The sequence below is a fragment of the Gymnodinialimonas phycosphaerae genome, from assembly GCF_019195455.1.
Classification (GTDB): domain Bacteria; phylum Pseudomonadota; class Alphaproteobacteria; order Rhodobacterales; family Rhodobacteraceae; genus Gymnodinialimonas; species Gymnodinialimonas phycosphaerae.
Genome location: NZ_JAIMBW010000001.1, coordinates 1,631,079 through 1,646,178 on the forward strand (window position 1 = coordinate 1,631,079; position 15,100 = coordinate 1,646,178).

The following is a 15,100-nucleotide window of genomic DNA, read 5'->3' on the forward strand; positions in this document are numbered from 1 at the left end:
ACAGGTCGCGGTCAACAATATGGGCAGTGCTCTACGATGAACGGGACAGTAATCGCGCGTGCGTTTGCGCGGGCAAAACAGGTGAAGATCCCAGCGGGTCTGGCAGCGTTCGAGCAGCCAAACGGCGTCTTGGCCGTTGTCTTAGCCTCCACCATCATCACATCGGTTTGTGCCTTTGTCGTCGTTTCGAACGCGCTGAACGTACAGCGCCCCGTCGAACAGGTCGCCGCGTCTGCCACGCCTGCCGCCGACCCGGCGCCGCAACGGCGCTACCCCGATACCACCAGCTTTGACACGACCGTTTCGGTTGTGATCGACCGCGCGCCCAGTGTGCGGGTGCCGCCGCAGTTGGCCCCGGTGCAAGGGCTTGCGCCGGCTCCAGAGGACGCGCCTGGGCGCTATACAGTGGTCGAGGGGCGCCCTCCCGTCATGCCAGAGCCGCGCCCCGGTGTCGTGACCGTGCCCTCCGTGGTGCGGGTTGTCACGATTGCTCGTAATCTGGACGCAGAGCGGGCCATGGCCCTGCCGCGGCCCGTCGCGCGCCCCCTTAATACAACGACGCCCGCTTGGCCGGACGTCGAGACCGGGCCGCAAACCTCCGTGCTTCTGGCCGCCTCCAGCCCGCGCCCCAGTCTGCGCCCGGCTGATCTGGTGACCCGCGTCGCCGCGCGCCCCGATACGTTCGAGATCGAGGTCGCCCGTTCCGAGGCACCCGATAGCCTTGGTGGGATCGGCGAAAGCCCGCGTCCCAGCATTTTCAGCGGCGGCAGCGGCGATTGCTCCCCGCGCATGGCCCGTGAAATTCCGCGCCGCCCCGGATCCGCTGCCAGCGGTTCTGCCGTCATGGCAAGCGCGGGCAACGGCTCGGGCTCGGGCCGCGACAACCGCATGTTGCAAGAGGCGCTATCCGGCAACATCCCAAGCCACATCCGCAACCTGCAACCGGTCACGTTCAACGGCAACGTCGGCGGTCGAACGGTTGAGGTGACGATTTGCGTGACGCCCGATTACCTGGCCATCGGCTCGGACAACGACCATGTCCGCGTCCCCCTTGGCCTGCCCGCAGCGCTCCGCGTGGCCGACGCTTTCGACATGATGCTGCCGACGACGACGATGGTCGACGCGATCTATCAGCAAGCCGATGTGCGGGTGGCCCCCTCGCCGATGACGCCGGGATCTTCCATGTCATCAACGAACTATTTCGTGCGCCACAATGAAACGATCGAAGGGCAATTCGCCCGCGCCGGTGTCCGCGAGGGCATGCTTGTCGCGGGTCACAAGAAGGACCTTGTCCTTGCCAATCGCCTGTCGCGCAACCCGGGGCGGGTCGCGATCTACGGCTGGCACCGTACCAACGGGCGCGCGATCCAACCGCTGTCCACGGTCCACGGTGAGTACTATGCCGACTATTCCCACGGCATCCGGCTGGTCAGCCGCACGGCCTTCGTTGACGGACGCGCCGTTGACCTCAGGGAACTTCTTACGGATGAGCGTTATGCAGGGTTCCTGAACTCGGATGGGGCCCTGACCGGCGCAACGGTGCGCCTCGCATCCCTGTAGACTTCTGTTACAAAATGAAAAAGGCGCGCCGGTTCTGGCGCGCCTTTTCTGTTTTGCCTGCTGTCAGCGAACGTCGCGGAAGCAGCGAAAGCCCAAGTGATAATTGCGGTGACTGCCCTCTGACATCACGCGTGAGCCGTGCCAGAACGGCGCCCGCCAGCGCGCCCAATGCTCATGGGCGCGGATCGTGTCCCAGATGAACCACGATCCCTTCATCTCGGTTACGCCCAAGGTCGTGGACCCGGCAGAGGCCATCTGATCTTCGGCCAAAGGCAGGTTCATGTGCTCTGCCGCGTTGCCGTCGATGTCATAAACCCCAAGCGGAGAGCGGCAGGCCGGAAAGCTGCCCGCCGGGTAGGTGTTGGAGCCACAGCCCTGAAAGCTACCGCCGTTGCACGAGGCACTCTTGAACGAGCCGGTCGCGCAGACGCCCGATTGCCATGCCCCGATGGAGTATGTCCCCCGCGTGCTGGCATAGGCGTTGTTGTGGTAGTTGCGGATCGTGTTTACGGCCGCTGAAAGCCCCATGCCACGCACCAGATCGAACGGATAATCAGGCGGCAGAAGTTGCCCTGCGGCCGCCCCTTCCCACTCATGGGCGTCGCCGATGCGGCCGCCTTCCGCGGCGCAAAGCTGCGCTGCCTCGTTCGCACGGACCCACACGACGGGGTAAACCATCGGGATGTTTGGATATTCAAACATGTCTGCGCAAACCGTCGCATCACGGGGCGTTTGCGTTTCCGGATCATAGAGCGGCACCATGTAAGGCCCGCCGCAAATCCGCTCGAACTCGCGGTTGCGATAGCTGGCCTGAACCTGCGCGACCGTGCCGCCGACGTTCGCGGCGGCCTGCTCGGGCGTCAACGGGTGTTGCGTGACGGCGGGGTTGCCCTGCCCCATCCAGCCGTTTGGAGAATTGGCAAAAATGGAGCGTACGCGGTTAATCTCGGCATTGGAAAGGCCCCGGATCTCTTGCAACTGTTGAAACAACAGCTCATTTCGCTCTGCCAGCGATTGCGCATTCGCGCCGGTTACAGCCACAATACTTGCGGCCACCGCCGCCTTCACGAAAGTGCTCAGTCGCATCACTTATTGCCTCCGCAGCAGGTAAAAGAAGTCGCGATTGTCGGGCGCCGAGATGAAGCGTGCGACGCGTCCATTGTCTGGATCGGCCTCTGCCATTCCCGAAACGAGGTGCTGGACCTCCATGTCCTCATCGCCGTCTTCGTCGTGGACATACAGCGCCATGTAGGTGTGCTCTTGGCTGTTCATGTCCAGAAGCATGGCGTAGTCGCATTCGTAGGCTTGGAACGTGCGCGCCATGGCCGACGGCGTTGCCGTTGAAAAATATGCGTAAATCAGGAACTGGCGTCCTTCGACAGTCCGCATGCAGGCGCCGCCGCGCAGCGTGCGCAGGACGGCATTCGCGTCGCCAGACCAATTGCCGCCGCCCCACGACGTGACCCGGGGCCCCGGCACGCCATCCTCAATGATCGGCACGCCATTCTGGCGGGCGAAGACCAACTCTGGCAGCAGCGCGTCGTCCTCGTCGGACCAGGTGCGCATGTTCAACTCACCGTCCTGCGCCAGATACATCGTTGCCAGGTTCGGCCAGAGGCGCGACATCAGAACGCCGTTCTGCATGAACCCATAGTGGTGGCCATAGTTGAACGTCGCGTAATCGCCGAAGCGCCACGCGCCGTGGTCGCGCTTGAAGCCTCCGGTGAATGTCGCCGCAACACGCTCGACGAAGGCGGGGTTCAACATGCCCGTGCGCACCAAGGGATCGGGGCTGTTGAACCCATCGGGACCACGCCCTTGATTGTGCCGGTTCTGCGGGCGCGACGACCAGCCGAGCCCGGGGTGATCGGTGCCAAGCTCGTAGCCGATGTCGAACCGCGCCATGTCGAAGGCAACAAGGTACACATCCGCGCGCCGCTCGATCCCGTCCAGACCATTGGCACCGCCGGTTTGCATGACCTCGTTGGCGATCATGCCGGGCTGCATGACCGAGGCATAGATCCCGGGGCTTTCCTCGACTTCATACCAAGCGCCCGCCGTCATCGCGCCGGCATCGGTGCCGGCCAGGTCGAACCCCATGTAGGGCCGCATGTTGGGCGTATTCGCCAAAAGGGCGTTGCCAAGCAATTCGACACCGTCGATTTCTTCCAGCTCTTCCTCGCCCTCCGACGAGACCATGAAGGCATCCTCGAAGAAGGCGCCCTTGATAAGGTTCACAATGGATTCGCCAAAAATGACATTGTCACGCAGGAATTCTGCCACGGCTTCGCGTGTCGTACGATTGCCGGTAACAGGATTGCGAACGAAAAGGCTCCAATCGCACACCGGCGCATATGGAAGGGAGCTGGCCTGCGCTTCTTCCAATTCGCCGTCCTCCCACGGGGCGCAGGCGAAACTGTCGCCCTCCCCTTCGATCAGCAGTGCGGGACCGTCCTCATCGATCAGGGAAATGTCCCAAATTTCGGGGGCGCCGTTCTCAAAATGCACAAATCTTGAGCGCCCCCCCACGGGGGCCGTCTCCAGCACGAACCAGGAGTTCACGTGAGGGTTGAGCGAGGTCAGCGTGTAGGTCGTGCCGTCCTCAGCCGTGAGGGTCTGCGCATTGCGGAAGGGTTGCATGGCAAAGACCGAGCCCGGCACGTTGCCTCCCAATTCGGAAAGTTGCGCATCGATGACGGATTGGTCAGGTAATTCAATGCCTTGCGCAAACGCCTGCGGCGAAACGGCAAGGGTAAGGGTGGCGATGAGAGAAAGGGAAAAATTGGAAAGAACTGAAGACTTGGGCAGCAAGACGAGCTCCATCATTGGAAAGGGGGCCGCGCAGAAGGCAGCGCGCAGATAACTTATGAATAACGGTTCAAGGTTTGCAACAAAGCGAACGCTGACGCAACGGCAAGACCCAGAGATGTGAACACACACATCATCAGGCCCGCTCGGACAGTCTACGCGTTCAATAGCTTGCAACAAAGGGGCTTGGCCTTGGATCAATGGGACCCTGTCCAAACAATCTATGTTTTGAAATTAACAAGTTATTAACCCCGGATTGGGCTACCTTGTTGGTGGTCAATAGAATCCTGTAGCTGGCGCCAGGATTGGCCAAGGTTTGAAACAAGGTAGCAATGAGGGAATGCAATGGGCAGCAAACATAAGGGCTTGTCTGAAATGATGGTTCAAATGCCTCGGACCCAGTCCGATCTGCGTGATCGGGTCGACGGGCGAAATCAACCTGGTTCAACAGCGAAAGAGGTTGGCGAGGCACCGCCGTTTGAGAACGCCTTGCGCGCCGCGCTCGACGCGGATCGGATCGCAGACGCGCGCACCCTTGTCGCAAACGCCGAAGCGGTTCTCTTTGCCCACGAGGCCGTGGAAGCTAGCCCCTCTGATCGGATGACGCAGGCCCAATTGGCCGCGGCGAAGGCAAGAATTGCCATCGCGACAGGGGACGGGGCCGCTGCACGCGCGATCCTCGTGCAAGCGATCGAACGCAACCCGAAAACGCCCGCACTCAGAACCCTCATGACCGAAGTCATGATGGCCGAAGGGCGCGCCACGGATGTGCGTCCGGTCTTGCAACACCTGGGCAATGACGGATCCCTTGGGCCGGACGCCTCAGACGACGTGATGCCGACATCTCCGACGTTGAAAGATACATCCGGCTGACCGCGGCGGCGCGCAACCGATGCCCGGATTGGGCACCGGTGTGGGAGGTTATTCCGGCGGGCTAGAACTCATCAAAAAAGGTCGGCTCGTCATCTCCGTTTGTCTCCTTGTTGGTCGCAGCGCTGATGACCTGGTCCATGTGCAAGCAGGCGTCACGGACCTTTTCGAGCGTCACGCCTTCTGCCAATGCGCCCTTGTCCAGCCATGCATCTGTGGCCTGTGGGATGTCGCGCGCAGCGGTCGCTGTCACGCGCGCGATTGCATGAAGGGCCTGCCTCAGGGCGTCCATCTCCTGTAATCTCGTGGCGTGCGGCACGGCGTCGTCGACGTTCGACACCGCGAGGTCGCCCACGAATTCATCAAGCCCTTCCGCGACCTGTGCCAATCGCTCAACTTCATTCGAGATGTTCGACAGCAGGGCACTGACGGGGATCATTGGTCCAAACGCGGCCCCCATCTAGAGTGGCCCCACAACCCGTTCGATACACGCCTTCAATGCAGTAGGCGAAAATGGCTTCTTGAGAAAATTGTTCATGCCCAGTTGCTTGCCTTTATCGATAACCGCGCCGTCCGTAGTTCCAGTGATCAAGATGAAGCCCGTCCGCGCCGTTTGCTGGTTGCTACGGAGCGAATGCAAAAGCTGCAACCCATCCATGCCGGGCATGTTGTAGTCCGAGATCACCATGTGAACCGGCGACGCCGCTATTTTTTGAAGGGCTGCGTTTCCATCCGCGCAATGGTCGATCGCTGCGATGCCCATCCATTCCAACGCCTGGATGATCAGCCCTCGGCTGGTCGACATGTCGTCGACGACCAAGACCCTCAACATATCTTTCGTGCTCATTGTATCGCCCCCCGGGATTTCAGTTCATAGTGTGTGACGCCCGTAGATCGCAGGATCTCCGTTGCCGGCCCCGTGACACGCTCGGAGTGACCGATCATCAGGTGGCCGCCGTCTACGATGATATTTGCGAACCTTGGCCAAAGTCGTTGTTGCGTTTCCGTGGAAAAATAGATCACGACATTGCGGCAGAACACGATGTCGAATTTGCCCTGCATGGGCCAGGGATCCATCAAGTTAAGCTGACCAAATTGAACCATTGATTTCGCTGACGCCACGACGTCGAACTGGTGGTCTGCCCCTTCGACCTTTGTCGTGTATTTCGACAAGATCGCATGCTCGGAAAAGTCCTCTTCACTTAGCTTGTAGCGCGCCTTCTGCCCGATGCGGATGACATTGCGATCGATATCGGTTGCGAGGATGCGGATGTTCGACGATGCCGCCTCGGGAAAGACCTCAAGCATTGTCATTGCGATGGAGTAGGCTTCTTCACCCGAAGAGCATCCAGCCGACCATATCCGCACGCGCCCGCCGACCTTGGCCTTCGCAATGAGCCCCGGCAGAATCCGCGACCGGAGGCTTTCAAAGTGATGCGGCTCTCTGAAGAATCGTGTGACGTTCGTTGTGAGCAGCAAGATCATTTCCTGGATCTCAGGCACAGCTGAGGGGCCGGAAAGAATATCACAATAAGCATCGAAATCACTTAGCCCCAAGACCCGTAGGCGACGTGACAGTCTGGAGACCGCAAGGCCTTTCTTCGCCTCGGAAAGGACGATACCCGTCTCTTCCTGAAGGCATCGTGCAATCGTTTCGAACGCCGCGTCCCCAATGGTCTGCCGTGAGGGCGACGACGTCCGCACCGCCGTTTGTGGCATGGTCATGCGGCTTCCAGTCCCTTGGACGGCACCACACTCGTCAGATCCAATCGGCGGATCATTTTGCCCTCAAACAGCACAACGCCCGAAATGAACGCCTTTACTTGATCGGACACCATGTCCGGCACCGCATGCATGGCGTCCTCGGTCACCGCGAGAATATCAGACACGACGTCCGCCAGAAGGCCGATCGTCTGGCCGTCAACAACGGTGATGATGATCACATGTCGCTCACAGGCCTCCGTGACCCCAAGTCCCAGTCGGTCCGAAAGGTCGACCACGGGAACGACCGAGCCGCGCAAATTGATCACACCTTTCACATAGCTTTGGGCGTGGGGCAGTGTCGTTGTTTCCGTCCAACCACGGATTTCCCGCACTGACATGATATCAAAGCAGAAGTCCTGCCCGGCCACGCGAAACGCGACGACTTCCTTCTGCTCGGGCTGAAAACCAGTTTCACTTTGCGACATTGGAAGCTCCTTCTAGCGCGTCTAACCGGGGGGGAGTCATAAGGCTTGATTGCGGCGGCGCGATTCCGCCCGCGATGCCCTCGGGATCTACGATCAAGGCGATGCGCCCGTCGCCAAGGATGGTCGCTGCGGCGATTCCGTCGACGCGGTTGTAATTCGTCTCGAGGCTCTTGATGACCACCTGGCGTTGATCCTGAAGACTGTCCACGATCAGGGCACAGCGGCGCTCTGTCTCGGTCTCGATGACCAGAAGCGTGTGGTCATCGAGGTCGTCTGGTGTATCTCGGAAGCCGAAGATGGCGCCTAGATCTGCGACCGGCACAAGGCTGTCACGCACGGACAAGACACGGCTGCCGCTGCCAATCGTATGGATTTGCGCCGAACTGGGTTGAAGGGTTTCCTGTATTGCCGTGATCGGAATGACCATGGTTTGCCCCGCGACGTCGACCACCATCCCTTCGAGCACCGCCAAGGTCAGGGGCAAGCTGATCGAAAAAACAGTGCCCTTGCCCATCTCGGACGAGATCGACATACGCCCGCCCAGGGCAGAGATTTCACTGCGCACGACGTCAAGACCGACACCGCGCCCCGACAGCTCGGAAACCTCGTCCTTCATGGAGAACCCGGGCATGAACAAAAGGGCGTCGATCTCGGACGCGGTCAACGCCGCGCCAGGAGTGACCAAGCCACGCTCTTCCCCGATCTCACGGACCTTCTCGCGGTTGATCCCGCCCCCATCGTCGGAGATTTCGATCACGACCCGGCCCGAACGATGGGCCGCGGACAACGTCACTGTCCCCTCGGCAGGCTTGCCGGCGGCGAGGCGATCTTCCTTGGATTCCAGACCGTGATCGACCGCGTTGCGCACCATATGGTTCAGGGGGTCGACCAAGCGTTCCAGCACCGTCTTGTCAACTTCGGCCGCCTCCCCTTTCATGATCAGCCGGACGCGTTTTCCGGTCGTCGCACTGGCATCGCGGATCGTCCGTGCCATGCGCTGGAACAGCGGTTTCACTGGCTGCGCCCGGATGGCCATGACGCCTTCCTGGATTTCACCGGCAAGTTGCTTCAGGCCTTCGATCTCCTGCAAAACCTCGTCGCCGCTGGTCAGGTCGTGCTTGCTGACAGCCTGGGACAGCATCGCTTCCTTGATCACCAGTTCGCCGACGAGATTGATCAGTTTGTCGACCCGTTCGAAATCGACGCGAATGGTTTGCGGCGGGGGCGCGGCCTTGGACACGGGCGCAGTTGCGGGTTTGGCGGTCGTCTTTTCCTCGGGGGTCGCTTCCGCAGGCTCTGGCAGCACCTCCGGCGCAACATCCGTCGGTTCATTTTCCAGCGGCGGCAAGACTGCCGAAGCTTCGACCGGGGCCGGATTTTCAACAGTCGGCCCATCCTCCCCGATAGGTGACAAGCCAGATGCATCACGGGTCGAGATCGTGATGATCGCACAATCAGATACGAAGTCGAATACGTCGCGAATGATGTCTTCGGACACGTCAGTTTCCAAGTCGATTGACCACTGCAAGTAGGACATCATCGGGTCAAGTCGGGCGAGGCCGGGGACCTCATCAACATTCACGGATATGCGGCCTTGTCCGAAACGATCCAGCGCCTTGAACAGCAAGGCAGGCTCGTTTCCGCAGGTAAAAAGCTCCGGCTCCGCCGTGAAATCGAGGAGGAACCCGCTCTTTTTAGCAACCGTGTCCGGGACCATCTCGGCGGGGGCCAAATCCATGAAATCCAGCGCCAGCGGCTCAAAGGAGACGGCTGCATCAGACAAGGCACTCTCTGCTTCGGTAGGCGTACCTATGACGTCATCCAATTGAGCCCCAAGCGCCTTTGTTTGTGCTGGGTCGGCGTCCTTGTCGTCTCGGGCTGATACGACCAGATCGGACAGGTGATCGCCGCAATGCTGAAAAAGCGACAGCACGTCATCTGACGTCGAAATCTTTCCGGCGCGCACTTGATCCAAGGCCGTCTCAAAATGGTGTGCGAAAGCAACCAGCCCATCAAGGCCAAAGGCTCCCGCGCCCCCCTTGATCGAGTGTACCGCGCGAAAGACCACATGGATAGTCTCGTCATCATCGTTGCCATCGATCATCAAACCGAAGCCATCGTGCATGGCTTCCAGCAGTTCCTCACATTCCTCGAAAAAGGACGCGCGAAACTGATCCGAACCGCCGACGCTCATGCCTTGCCCTCGGTGTTAGCCACGCGTTCAATGGCCCAGACCAGCTTTTCGTCATCGAATGGTTTCACGATCCAACCGGTCGCGCCGGCCGAGCGGGCACGGGCGCGCAGTTCCGGGGCGGATTCTGTTGTCAGAACGAGGATGGGAACGAGGCGGTCGCGCGTGAGCTTTCGGGCGGCTTCAATGAAACCGAAGCCATCCAGGTTCGGCATGTTGATATCCGTGATCACGACATCGGGGTCACTGTTGGCGAAGCGTTCCAACCCTTCGTTGCCGTCTTCGGCAAGATCGACTTCATATCCGACGCGTCCCAAGGCCGCGCTCAGCAGGTTTCGCATGGTCCGCGAATCGTCGATTGCGAGAACAGAAAGACTCATGCGCCGACCTCCATTTCCTGAACATCCGCGTCATGGGCCCCGATCGTGGACAGGGGCACGCCCAACCCGCGGGCCGCATTGGCAAGGCCGCTGCTGAGTGGCGCGATCTGAAACGCGTGATCGTCCTCTTGCCACTGTTTTTGCGTGGCAACCAAGACCTGGACACATAGGGCGCCCGCGAAAGTCACGGCGCTTGCATCGATGCAAAGAGGTTGGCCGCGAAATCGCAGAAGATCCTTCACCAGCGGCGGGGCAGCGGCACTGTCGAGATGCCCGGTTAGACTGTATGTCGGTGTCATCAACTTTCTCCTCAAACGCGTACCCGGCCCGCCGAACCCTCACAGAATTTGGGTGCGAGCCATTCACCGAGCGCCCTTCAGCGCAGCAATGGCCCTGGGCCTGATCGCCATGAGGGATAGCGCCGCTCGAATGAAGAACGCGTTAACGTCACCCCAATTTCGTGATTTATCGAAATGCCGCTTTCCGCATGACGCACGGGCCCGCCTTCGACAGGAATTCTTAATCCTTTGCCCCTACTCCCGACGGAACACCGGGGGCGCGTGCCTTGCATCGTCGCCCTGAATTTGAACTGCGCCAAGGAAGGTCAAGAACGTGCTCCATCGGTCACCACCTGCCCTCCGGGCGGTCATCATTCTGCCCGACAGCACGATGCGGCGCACGGCTGTGGCCGATATTAACCAAGATCCGCGCTTTGAGATTGTAGGTGACTTCGCGTCGTTGGCAGAGGCCTACGCGCGGACAGAGGCGCATCCGCCCGACTTGGTGATCTGCAACAGGACGATCACCCGGCAACTCGAATTTCCAATGTTCGAGGCCATGCTGGCGGCCATTCGCTGCACCCTCGTGCGGGTAGAGCGCGACGCATCGGCCTCGACGATTGCGAGTTTGATCGGCCTGTCCGTCGGCGCAGTGCCCCCAATGGCCCCCAGGACGCCCGAGGGTCTGGGCACGGGTCAAAGACTTGTCGCCATTGGCGCCTCGACCGGTGGGATCGAGGCCTTGAAACAGGTCCTGTCAAGCTTCCCAGCCACCTGCCCGCCGACCGTCGTCGTACAACATATCAAGCCAGAGTATCTGAACGGCGTCGTGGGTCGTCTGGACCGCGCGTGCCCGGCCAAAGTCGTTGCCGCGACGGACCAGTTTGCCCTTCGCCCGGGCGTGGTCGCCTTCGCGCCCGGCCTGCCGATGCATCTGGAACTTCAGCCACGCGCCCTTCGGTGCATCCTGGTTGAGAAGCCGCCGGTATCCGGCCATCGACCCTCTGTTGATGTGTTGTTTCAAAGCGCTGCCGCTTTGAAGGGGCGTGCTGTTGGTGTGCTTTTGACCGGGATGGGCCGGGATGGTGCCACGGGGTTGGCCGCAATGCGGCAGGCCGGGGCATGGACAATCGCCCAGGACGCCGCGACGTCGGTCGTCTACGGCATGCCAAGGGTCGCGGCAGAAGAAGGCGCCGCCTGCGAGGTTCTGCCCCTTCAAAAGATCGGCAAGGCGATTCTGGCCGCCGCCACAGCGCGAGAGGAAATCAGCAAATGATGCATGCAACGCCAGCCAGAACAACCCATGTCATGCAAGGGCAAACCCAGGTGTCCCAGGATCCCAATGAGGTTCTGACAAGCATTCTGGGGTCCTGCGTCGCGGCCTGCGTTCGCGATCCTGAGCGGCGGATCGGCGGCATGAACCATTTCCTTCTGCCCGGCTCGGACCCACGCGACAGTGGCAATGTCCGCTATGGCGCGAAGAGTATGGAAGACTTGATCAACGCACTCCTGCGCAAGGGGGCGGATCGGCGTCGTCTTGAGGTTTGGCTTTTTGGTGGCGCCAATGTTCTTGGCACGCAAACGGGCGTCGGCGCGGCCAACAGCGCCTTCGCGATGGAGTTCGTCAAGACCGAGGGTTTCACCCTGCGTGGCAGTGATCTGGGGGGCACGCTTGGCAGGCGCATCCGGTTCACCCCATTCAAGGGCACGGCGCAGGTCGCGCTCATGCAAAAGGCGCCGATCGAAAAACCCATCGCCAGAAAACCCAGCGGCCCCGACATCGAGCTGTTTTGACGTTTTTGCTTTGATCCCTCCCGGCCAAGGCCCTATGTCGAAGTCACGCGGGACAAGGTGTCTCGCAGCGACGGCTCCAGACCACTTGGAATCGTTGGATCATTCACCTTGCGCCGCCGCTGGCCCTATCCGTTGAGATAATTGGCCCTACCACTATTGAGACCTCTGGCCTCATTAACGGCGCAATCGCGGACCCACGGGGGAGTCCGCTCTCGGGAGATTCGCCATGAAAATGACCACCGAAGAAGCCTTCGTCAAAACCCTTCAGGCCCACGGCATCGACAACGCTTTCGGCATCATCGGCTCTGCCATGATGCCCATCTCTGACATTTTCCCCGACGCGGGCATCAAGTTCTGGGACTGTGCCCACGAAGGCTCGGCTGGCATGATGTCAGACGGCTACACGCGCGCCACTGGCAAGATGTCCATGATGATCGCGCAAAACGGCCCCGGCATCACCAACTTCGTGACCGCCGTGAAAACCGCGTACTGGAACCACACGCCACTTCTGCTGGTCACGCCGCAGGCGGCCAACAAGACCATCGGTCAGGGCGGTTTCCAGGAGGTCGAGCAGATGAAACTGTTCGAGGATATGGTCGCCTACCAGGAAGAGGTCCGCGACCCGACCCGCGTGGCCGAAGTCCTCACCCGCGTGATCTCCCAGGCCAAGCGCCTGTCCGGTCCGGCTCAGATCAACATCCCCCGCGATTTCTGGACCCAGGTCGTCGATATCGAGATCCCCGATCCGATCGAATTCGAAGCCTCCCCCGGTGGTGAGAATTCCGTTTCGCAAGCTGCCGCTCTGCTCTCCCAGGCCAAGAACCCCGTCATCCTCAACGGTGCCGGCGTGGTCCTGTCCGCGGGCGGCATCGAGGCCTCCAAAAACCTGGCCGAGCGTCTGACGGCACCCGTCTGCGTGGGCTACCAGCACAACGACGCCTTCCCCGGCAACCATCCGCTTTTCGCCGGTCCCTTGGGCTACAACGGCTCCAAGGCCGGGATGGAGTTGATCAAGGACGCAGACGTCGTCCTGTGCCTTGGCACCCGCCTCAACCCCTTCTCCACGCTGCCGGGCTACGGCATCGAATACTGGCCCGCCGATGCCAAGATCATCCAGGTCGACATCAACCCCGACCGCATCGGCCTGACCAAAAAAGTCACCGTGGGCATCGTGGGCGACGCGGCCAAGGTGGCGAACGGCATCCTGCGACAGCTGGCCGATGATGCGGGCGACGCGGGCCGCGAGGATCGCAAGAACCACATCGCGCAGACCAAATCGGCCTGGGCGCAGGAACTGTCCTCCATGACCGAAGAGCAGGACGACCCCGGCACCGATTGGAACGTCCGCGCGCGCGCCGCCAAGCCCGATTGGATGTCCCCCCGCATGGCGTGGCGCGCCATCCAGGCCGCTCTGCCGGTAGAGGCGATCATCTCCAGCGACATCGGCAACAACTGCGCCATCGGCAACGCCTATCCGTCGTTCAACGAGGGCCGCAAGTACCTCGCCCCCGGCCTCTTTGGCCCCTGCGGCTACGGCCTGCCCGCCATTGTCGGCGCCAAGATCGGGCGGCCTGACGTGCCGGTCGTGGGCTTTGCCGGCGACGGCGCTTTCGGTATCGCGGTCAATGAATTGACGGCGATTGGCCGGGGCGATTGGCCCGCGATCACCCAGATCGTGTTCCGCAACTACCAGTGGGGCGCGGAAAAGCGGAACTCTACGCTTTGGTTCGACGACAATTTCGTCGGCACCGAGTTGGACGAAGAGGTCAGCTACTCCGGCATCGCCAATGCCTGCGGCCTGAAGGGTGTGGTCGCCCGCACCCAGGAAGAGCTGACGGCAGCGCTGGATCAAGCGATCAAGGATCAGATGGAAAACGGCATCACCACCTTGATCGAGGCGATGATCAACCAGGAACTGGGTGATCCCTTCCGTCGCGACGCGATGAAGAAGCCGGTGCAGGTCGCCGGAATCTCCAAGGATGACATGCGTCCGCAGAAGGTCGCCTGACATGGATATGGCGGCCCGTGATCCGCTGGCCGTCATCGCTGCCCGCGCGGCGGCAGACCTGAAGCACATCGTGCTGAGCGAAGGCAGTGATCCGCGCGTACAACAGGCCGCGCGGGTCGCCACAGACCGGGGCTTGGCCCGGGTCACACTTGTCGGGCCTGCGTCCCTTGCGGGCGTTGTGGGCCCTGGCATTGCCATCGAAGACCCCGAGGCTTCCCCCCTCCTTCCCGCCTTCACTACTGCTTTCCAAGCCCACCGCGCCCACAAGGGCGTGACCGAGGCGCAGGCCGCGCAACTCGTCCGCCAGCCCCTCGTGTTCGCGGCCATGATGGTGCGCGAAGGCCTGGCTGACGGCACCGTTGGCGGGGCGATACACACGACGTCCGATACCGTGCGTGCCGCCTTGCAAGTGATCGGCAAGGCCAAGGGCGCGGGGCTTGTGTCGTCGTTCTTCCTGATGGTCCTGCCCGAGGATCACCCGCTTGGTGCACGCGGCATGATCTTTTCCGACTGCGGGCTGGTCATCGATCCCTCGGCGCAAGAACTTGCCGCCATCGCGCAGCAGGCCGCAGCCTCAGCCCGGACACTTCTGGACGTTGCGCCGAAGGTTGCGATGCTGTCGTTCTCTTCCAAGGGCAGCGCGCGGCATCCGGCAGTCGACAAGGTGGTTGAGGCCACGCACCTCGCGCAGGAGGCCGCCCCCGATCTGGCGCTTGATGGCGAGTTGCAGTTCGACGCGGCCATCGTGCCCGCTGTCGGCGCATCCAAAGCAGCAGGATCGCCGGTGGCGGGCCATGCCAATGTGCTCGTGTTCCCCAACCTCGACGCGGGCAATATCGGCTACAAGATCGCGCAGCGGATCGGGGGGGCCACGGCGATCGGACCGGTCCTGCAAGGGCTGGCCAAACCGGCGAATGATTTGTCGCGCGGATGTAGCGTGGATGACATCGTCCAGATGATCGCCGTGACGGCTGTGCAGGGTGCTCAAGCTTGAGCACACCTTTAAGCTACTGTTTTAATTA

At 61.3% G+C, this 15,100-nt stretch carries 15 protein-coding genes; 6 read left to right on the forward strand and 9 right to left on the reverse strand.

Features of this window, described 5'->3' with window-relative positions; all coding sequences use genetic code 11:
* Positions 1–36: 36 nt before the first annotated feature.
* Entirely contained in the window at positions 37–1,560 is a 1,524-nt protein-coding gene (locus KUL25_RS07990; protein ID WP_257892467.1) for a hypothetical protein, read from the forward strand.
* A 63-nt stretch (positions 1,561–1,623) separates the two neighbouring features.
* Here the strand turns inward: KUL25_RS07990 and KUL25_RS07995 are convergent, their stop codons facing one another.
* Entirely contained in the window at positions 1,624–2,646 is a 1,023-nt protein-coding gene (locus tag KUL25_RS07995) for a hypothetical protein (RefSeq protein ID WP_068355300.1), read from the reverse strand.
* A gap of 3 nt (positions 2,647–2,649) precedes the next feature.
* A complete protein-coding gene (locus tag KUL25_RS08000) occupies positions 2,650–4,386 on the reverse strand; it encodes a hypothetical protein (protein ID WP_257892468.1) in 1,737 nt (578 codons plus the stop codon).
* A 327-nt stretch (positions 4,387–4,713) separates the two neighbouring features.
* Here KUL25_RS08000 and KUL25_RS08005 point away from each other — a divergent pair, with 327 nt between their 5' ends.
* Positions 4,714–5,241 (forward strand): tetratricopeptide repeat protein, encoded by a 528-nt coding sequence (locus KUL25_RS08005; protein ID WP_257892469.1) that lies wholly within the window; start codon positions 4,714–4,716, stop codon positions 5,239–5,241.
* Positions 5,242–5,302: 61 nt separating this feature from the next.
* Here KUL25_RS08005 and KUL25_RS08010 read toward each other — a convergent pair whose 3' ends face one another.
* From KUL25_RS08010 to KUL25_RS08040, 7 genes are read right to left on the reverse strand one after another with little or no spacing between them, the layout of a single operon-like run.
* Positions 5,303–5,698: a hypothetical protein gene (locus tag KUL25_RS08010; protein ID WP_257892470.1), complete on the reverse strand. Its 396-nt coding sequence runs from the start codon at positions 5,696–5,698 to the stop codon at positions 5,303–5,305.
* Positions 5,699–6,085, reverse strand: a complete 387-nt coding sequence (locus tag KUL25_RS08015) for a response regulator (RefSeq protein WP_257892471.1) — start codon at positions 6,083–6,085, stop codon at positions 5,699–5,701. It abuts the gene before it with no gap.
* Positions 6,082–6,963 (reverse strand): CheR family methyltransferase, encoded by an 882-nt coding sequence (locus KUL25_RS08020; protein ID WP_257892472.1) that lies wholly within the window; start codon positions 6,961–6,963, stop codon positions 6,082–6,084. Before KUL25_RS08020 ends, KUL25_RS08015 begins: the two co-directional genes overlap by 4 nt.
* A complete protein-coding gene (locus KUL25_RS08025; protein ID WP_257892473.1) occupies positions 6,960–7,427 on the reverse strand; it encodes a chemotaxis protein CheW in 468 nt (155 codons plus the stop codon). The genes KUL25_RS08020 and KUL25_RS08025 overlap by 4 nt, the downstream gene beginning before the upstream one ends.
* Positions 7,414–9,621 (reverse strand): chemotaxis protein CheA, encoded by a 2,208-nt coding sequence (locus KUL25_RS08030; protein ID WP_257892474.1) that lies wholly within the window; start codon positions 9,619–9,621, stop codon positions 7,414–7,416. Before KUL25_RS08030 ends, KUL25_RS08025 begins: the two co-directional genes overlap by 14 nt.
* A complete protein-coding gene (locus KUL25_RS08035) occupies positions 9,618–9,998 on the reverse strand; it encodes a response regulator (RefSeq protein WP_068355312.1) in 381 nt (126 codons plus the stop codon). Before KUL25_RS08035 ends, KUL25_RS08030 begins: the two co-directional genes overlap by 4 nt.
* Complete coding sequence (locus KUL25_RS08040) at positions 9,995–10,297, reverse strand: STAS domain-containing protein (protein WP_068355314.1); 303 nt, start codon at positions 10,295–10,297, stop codon at positions 9,995–9,997. Before KUL25_RS08040 ends, KUL25_RS08035 begins: the two co-directional genes overlap by 4 nt.
* A 313-nt stretch (positions 10,298–10,610) precedes the next feature.
* Between KUL25_RS08040 and KUL25_RS08045 the strand changes: the two genes are divergently transcribed.
* From KUL25_RS08045 to pta, 4 genes are all read left to right on the forward strand, one after another.
* Positions 10,611–11,552: a chemotaxis protein CheB gene (locus KUL25_RS08045; protein ID WP_257892475.1), complete on the forward strand. Its 942-nt coding sequence runs from the start codon at positions 10,611–10,613 to the stop codon at positions 11,550–11,552.
* 32 nt (positions 11,553–11,584) lie between these two features.
* The gene (locus tag KUL25_RS08050) at positions 11,585–12,070 is read left to right on the forward strand and encodes a chemotaxis protein CheD (RefSeq protein ID WP_257892476.1); all 486 of its coding nucleotides are present in this window, start codon (positions 11,585–11,587) and stop codon (positions 12,068–12,070) included.
* A gap of 226 nt (positions 12,071–12,296) precedes the next feature.
* A complete protein-coding gene (gene xsc, locus KUL25_RS08055; protein ID WP_257892477.1) occupies positions 12,297–14,078 on the forward strand; it encodes a sulfoacetaldehyde acetyltransferase in 1,782 nt (593 codons plus the stop codon).
* A gap of 1 nt (position 14,079) precedes the next feature.
* A complete protein-coding gene (pta, locus tag KUL25_RS08060; RefSeq protein WP_427854408.1) occupies positions 14,080–15,072 on the forward strand; it encodes a phosphate acetyltransferase in 993 nt (330 codons plus the stop codon).
* The last annotated feature ends 28 nt before the right edge of the window (positions 15,073–15,100 follow it).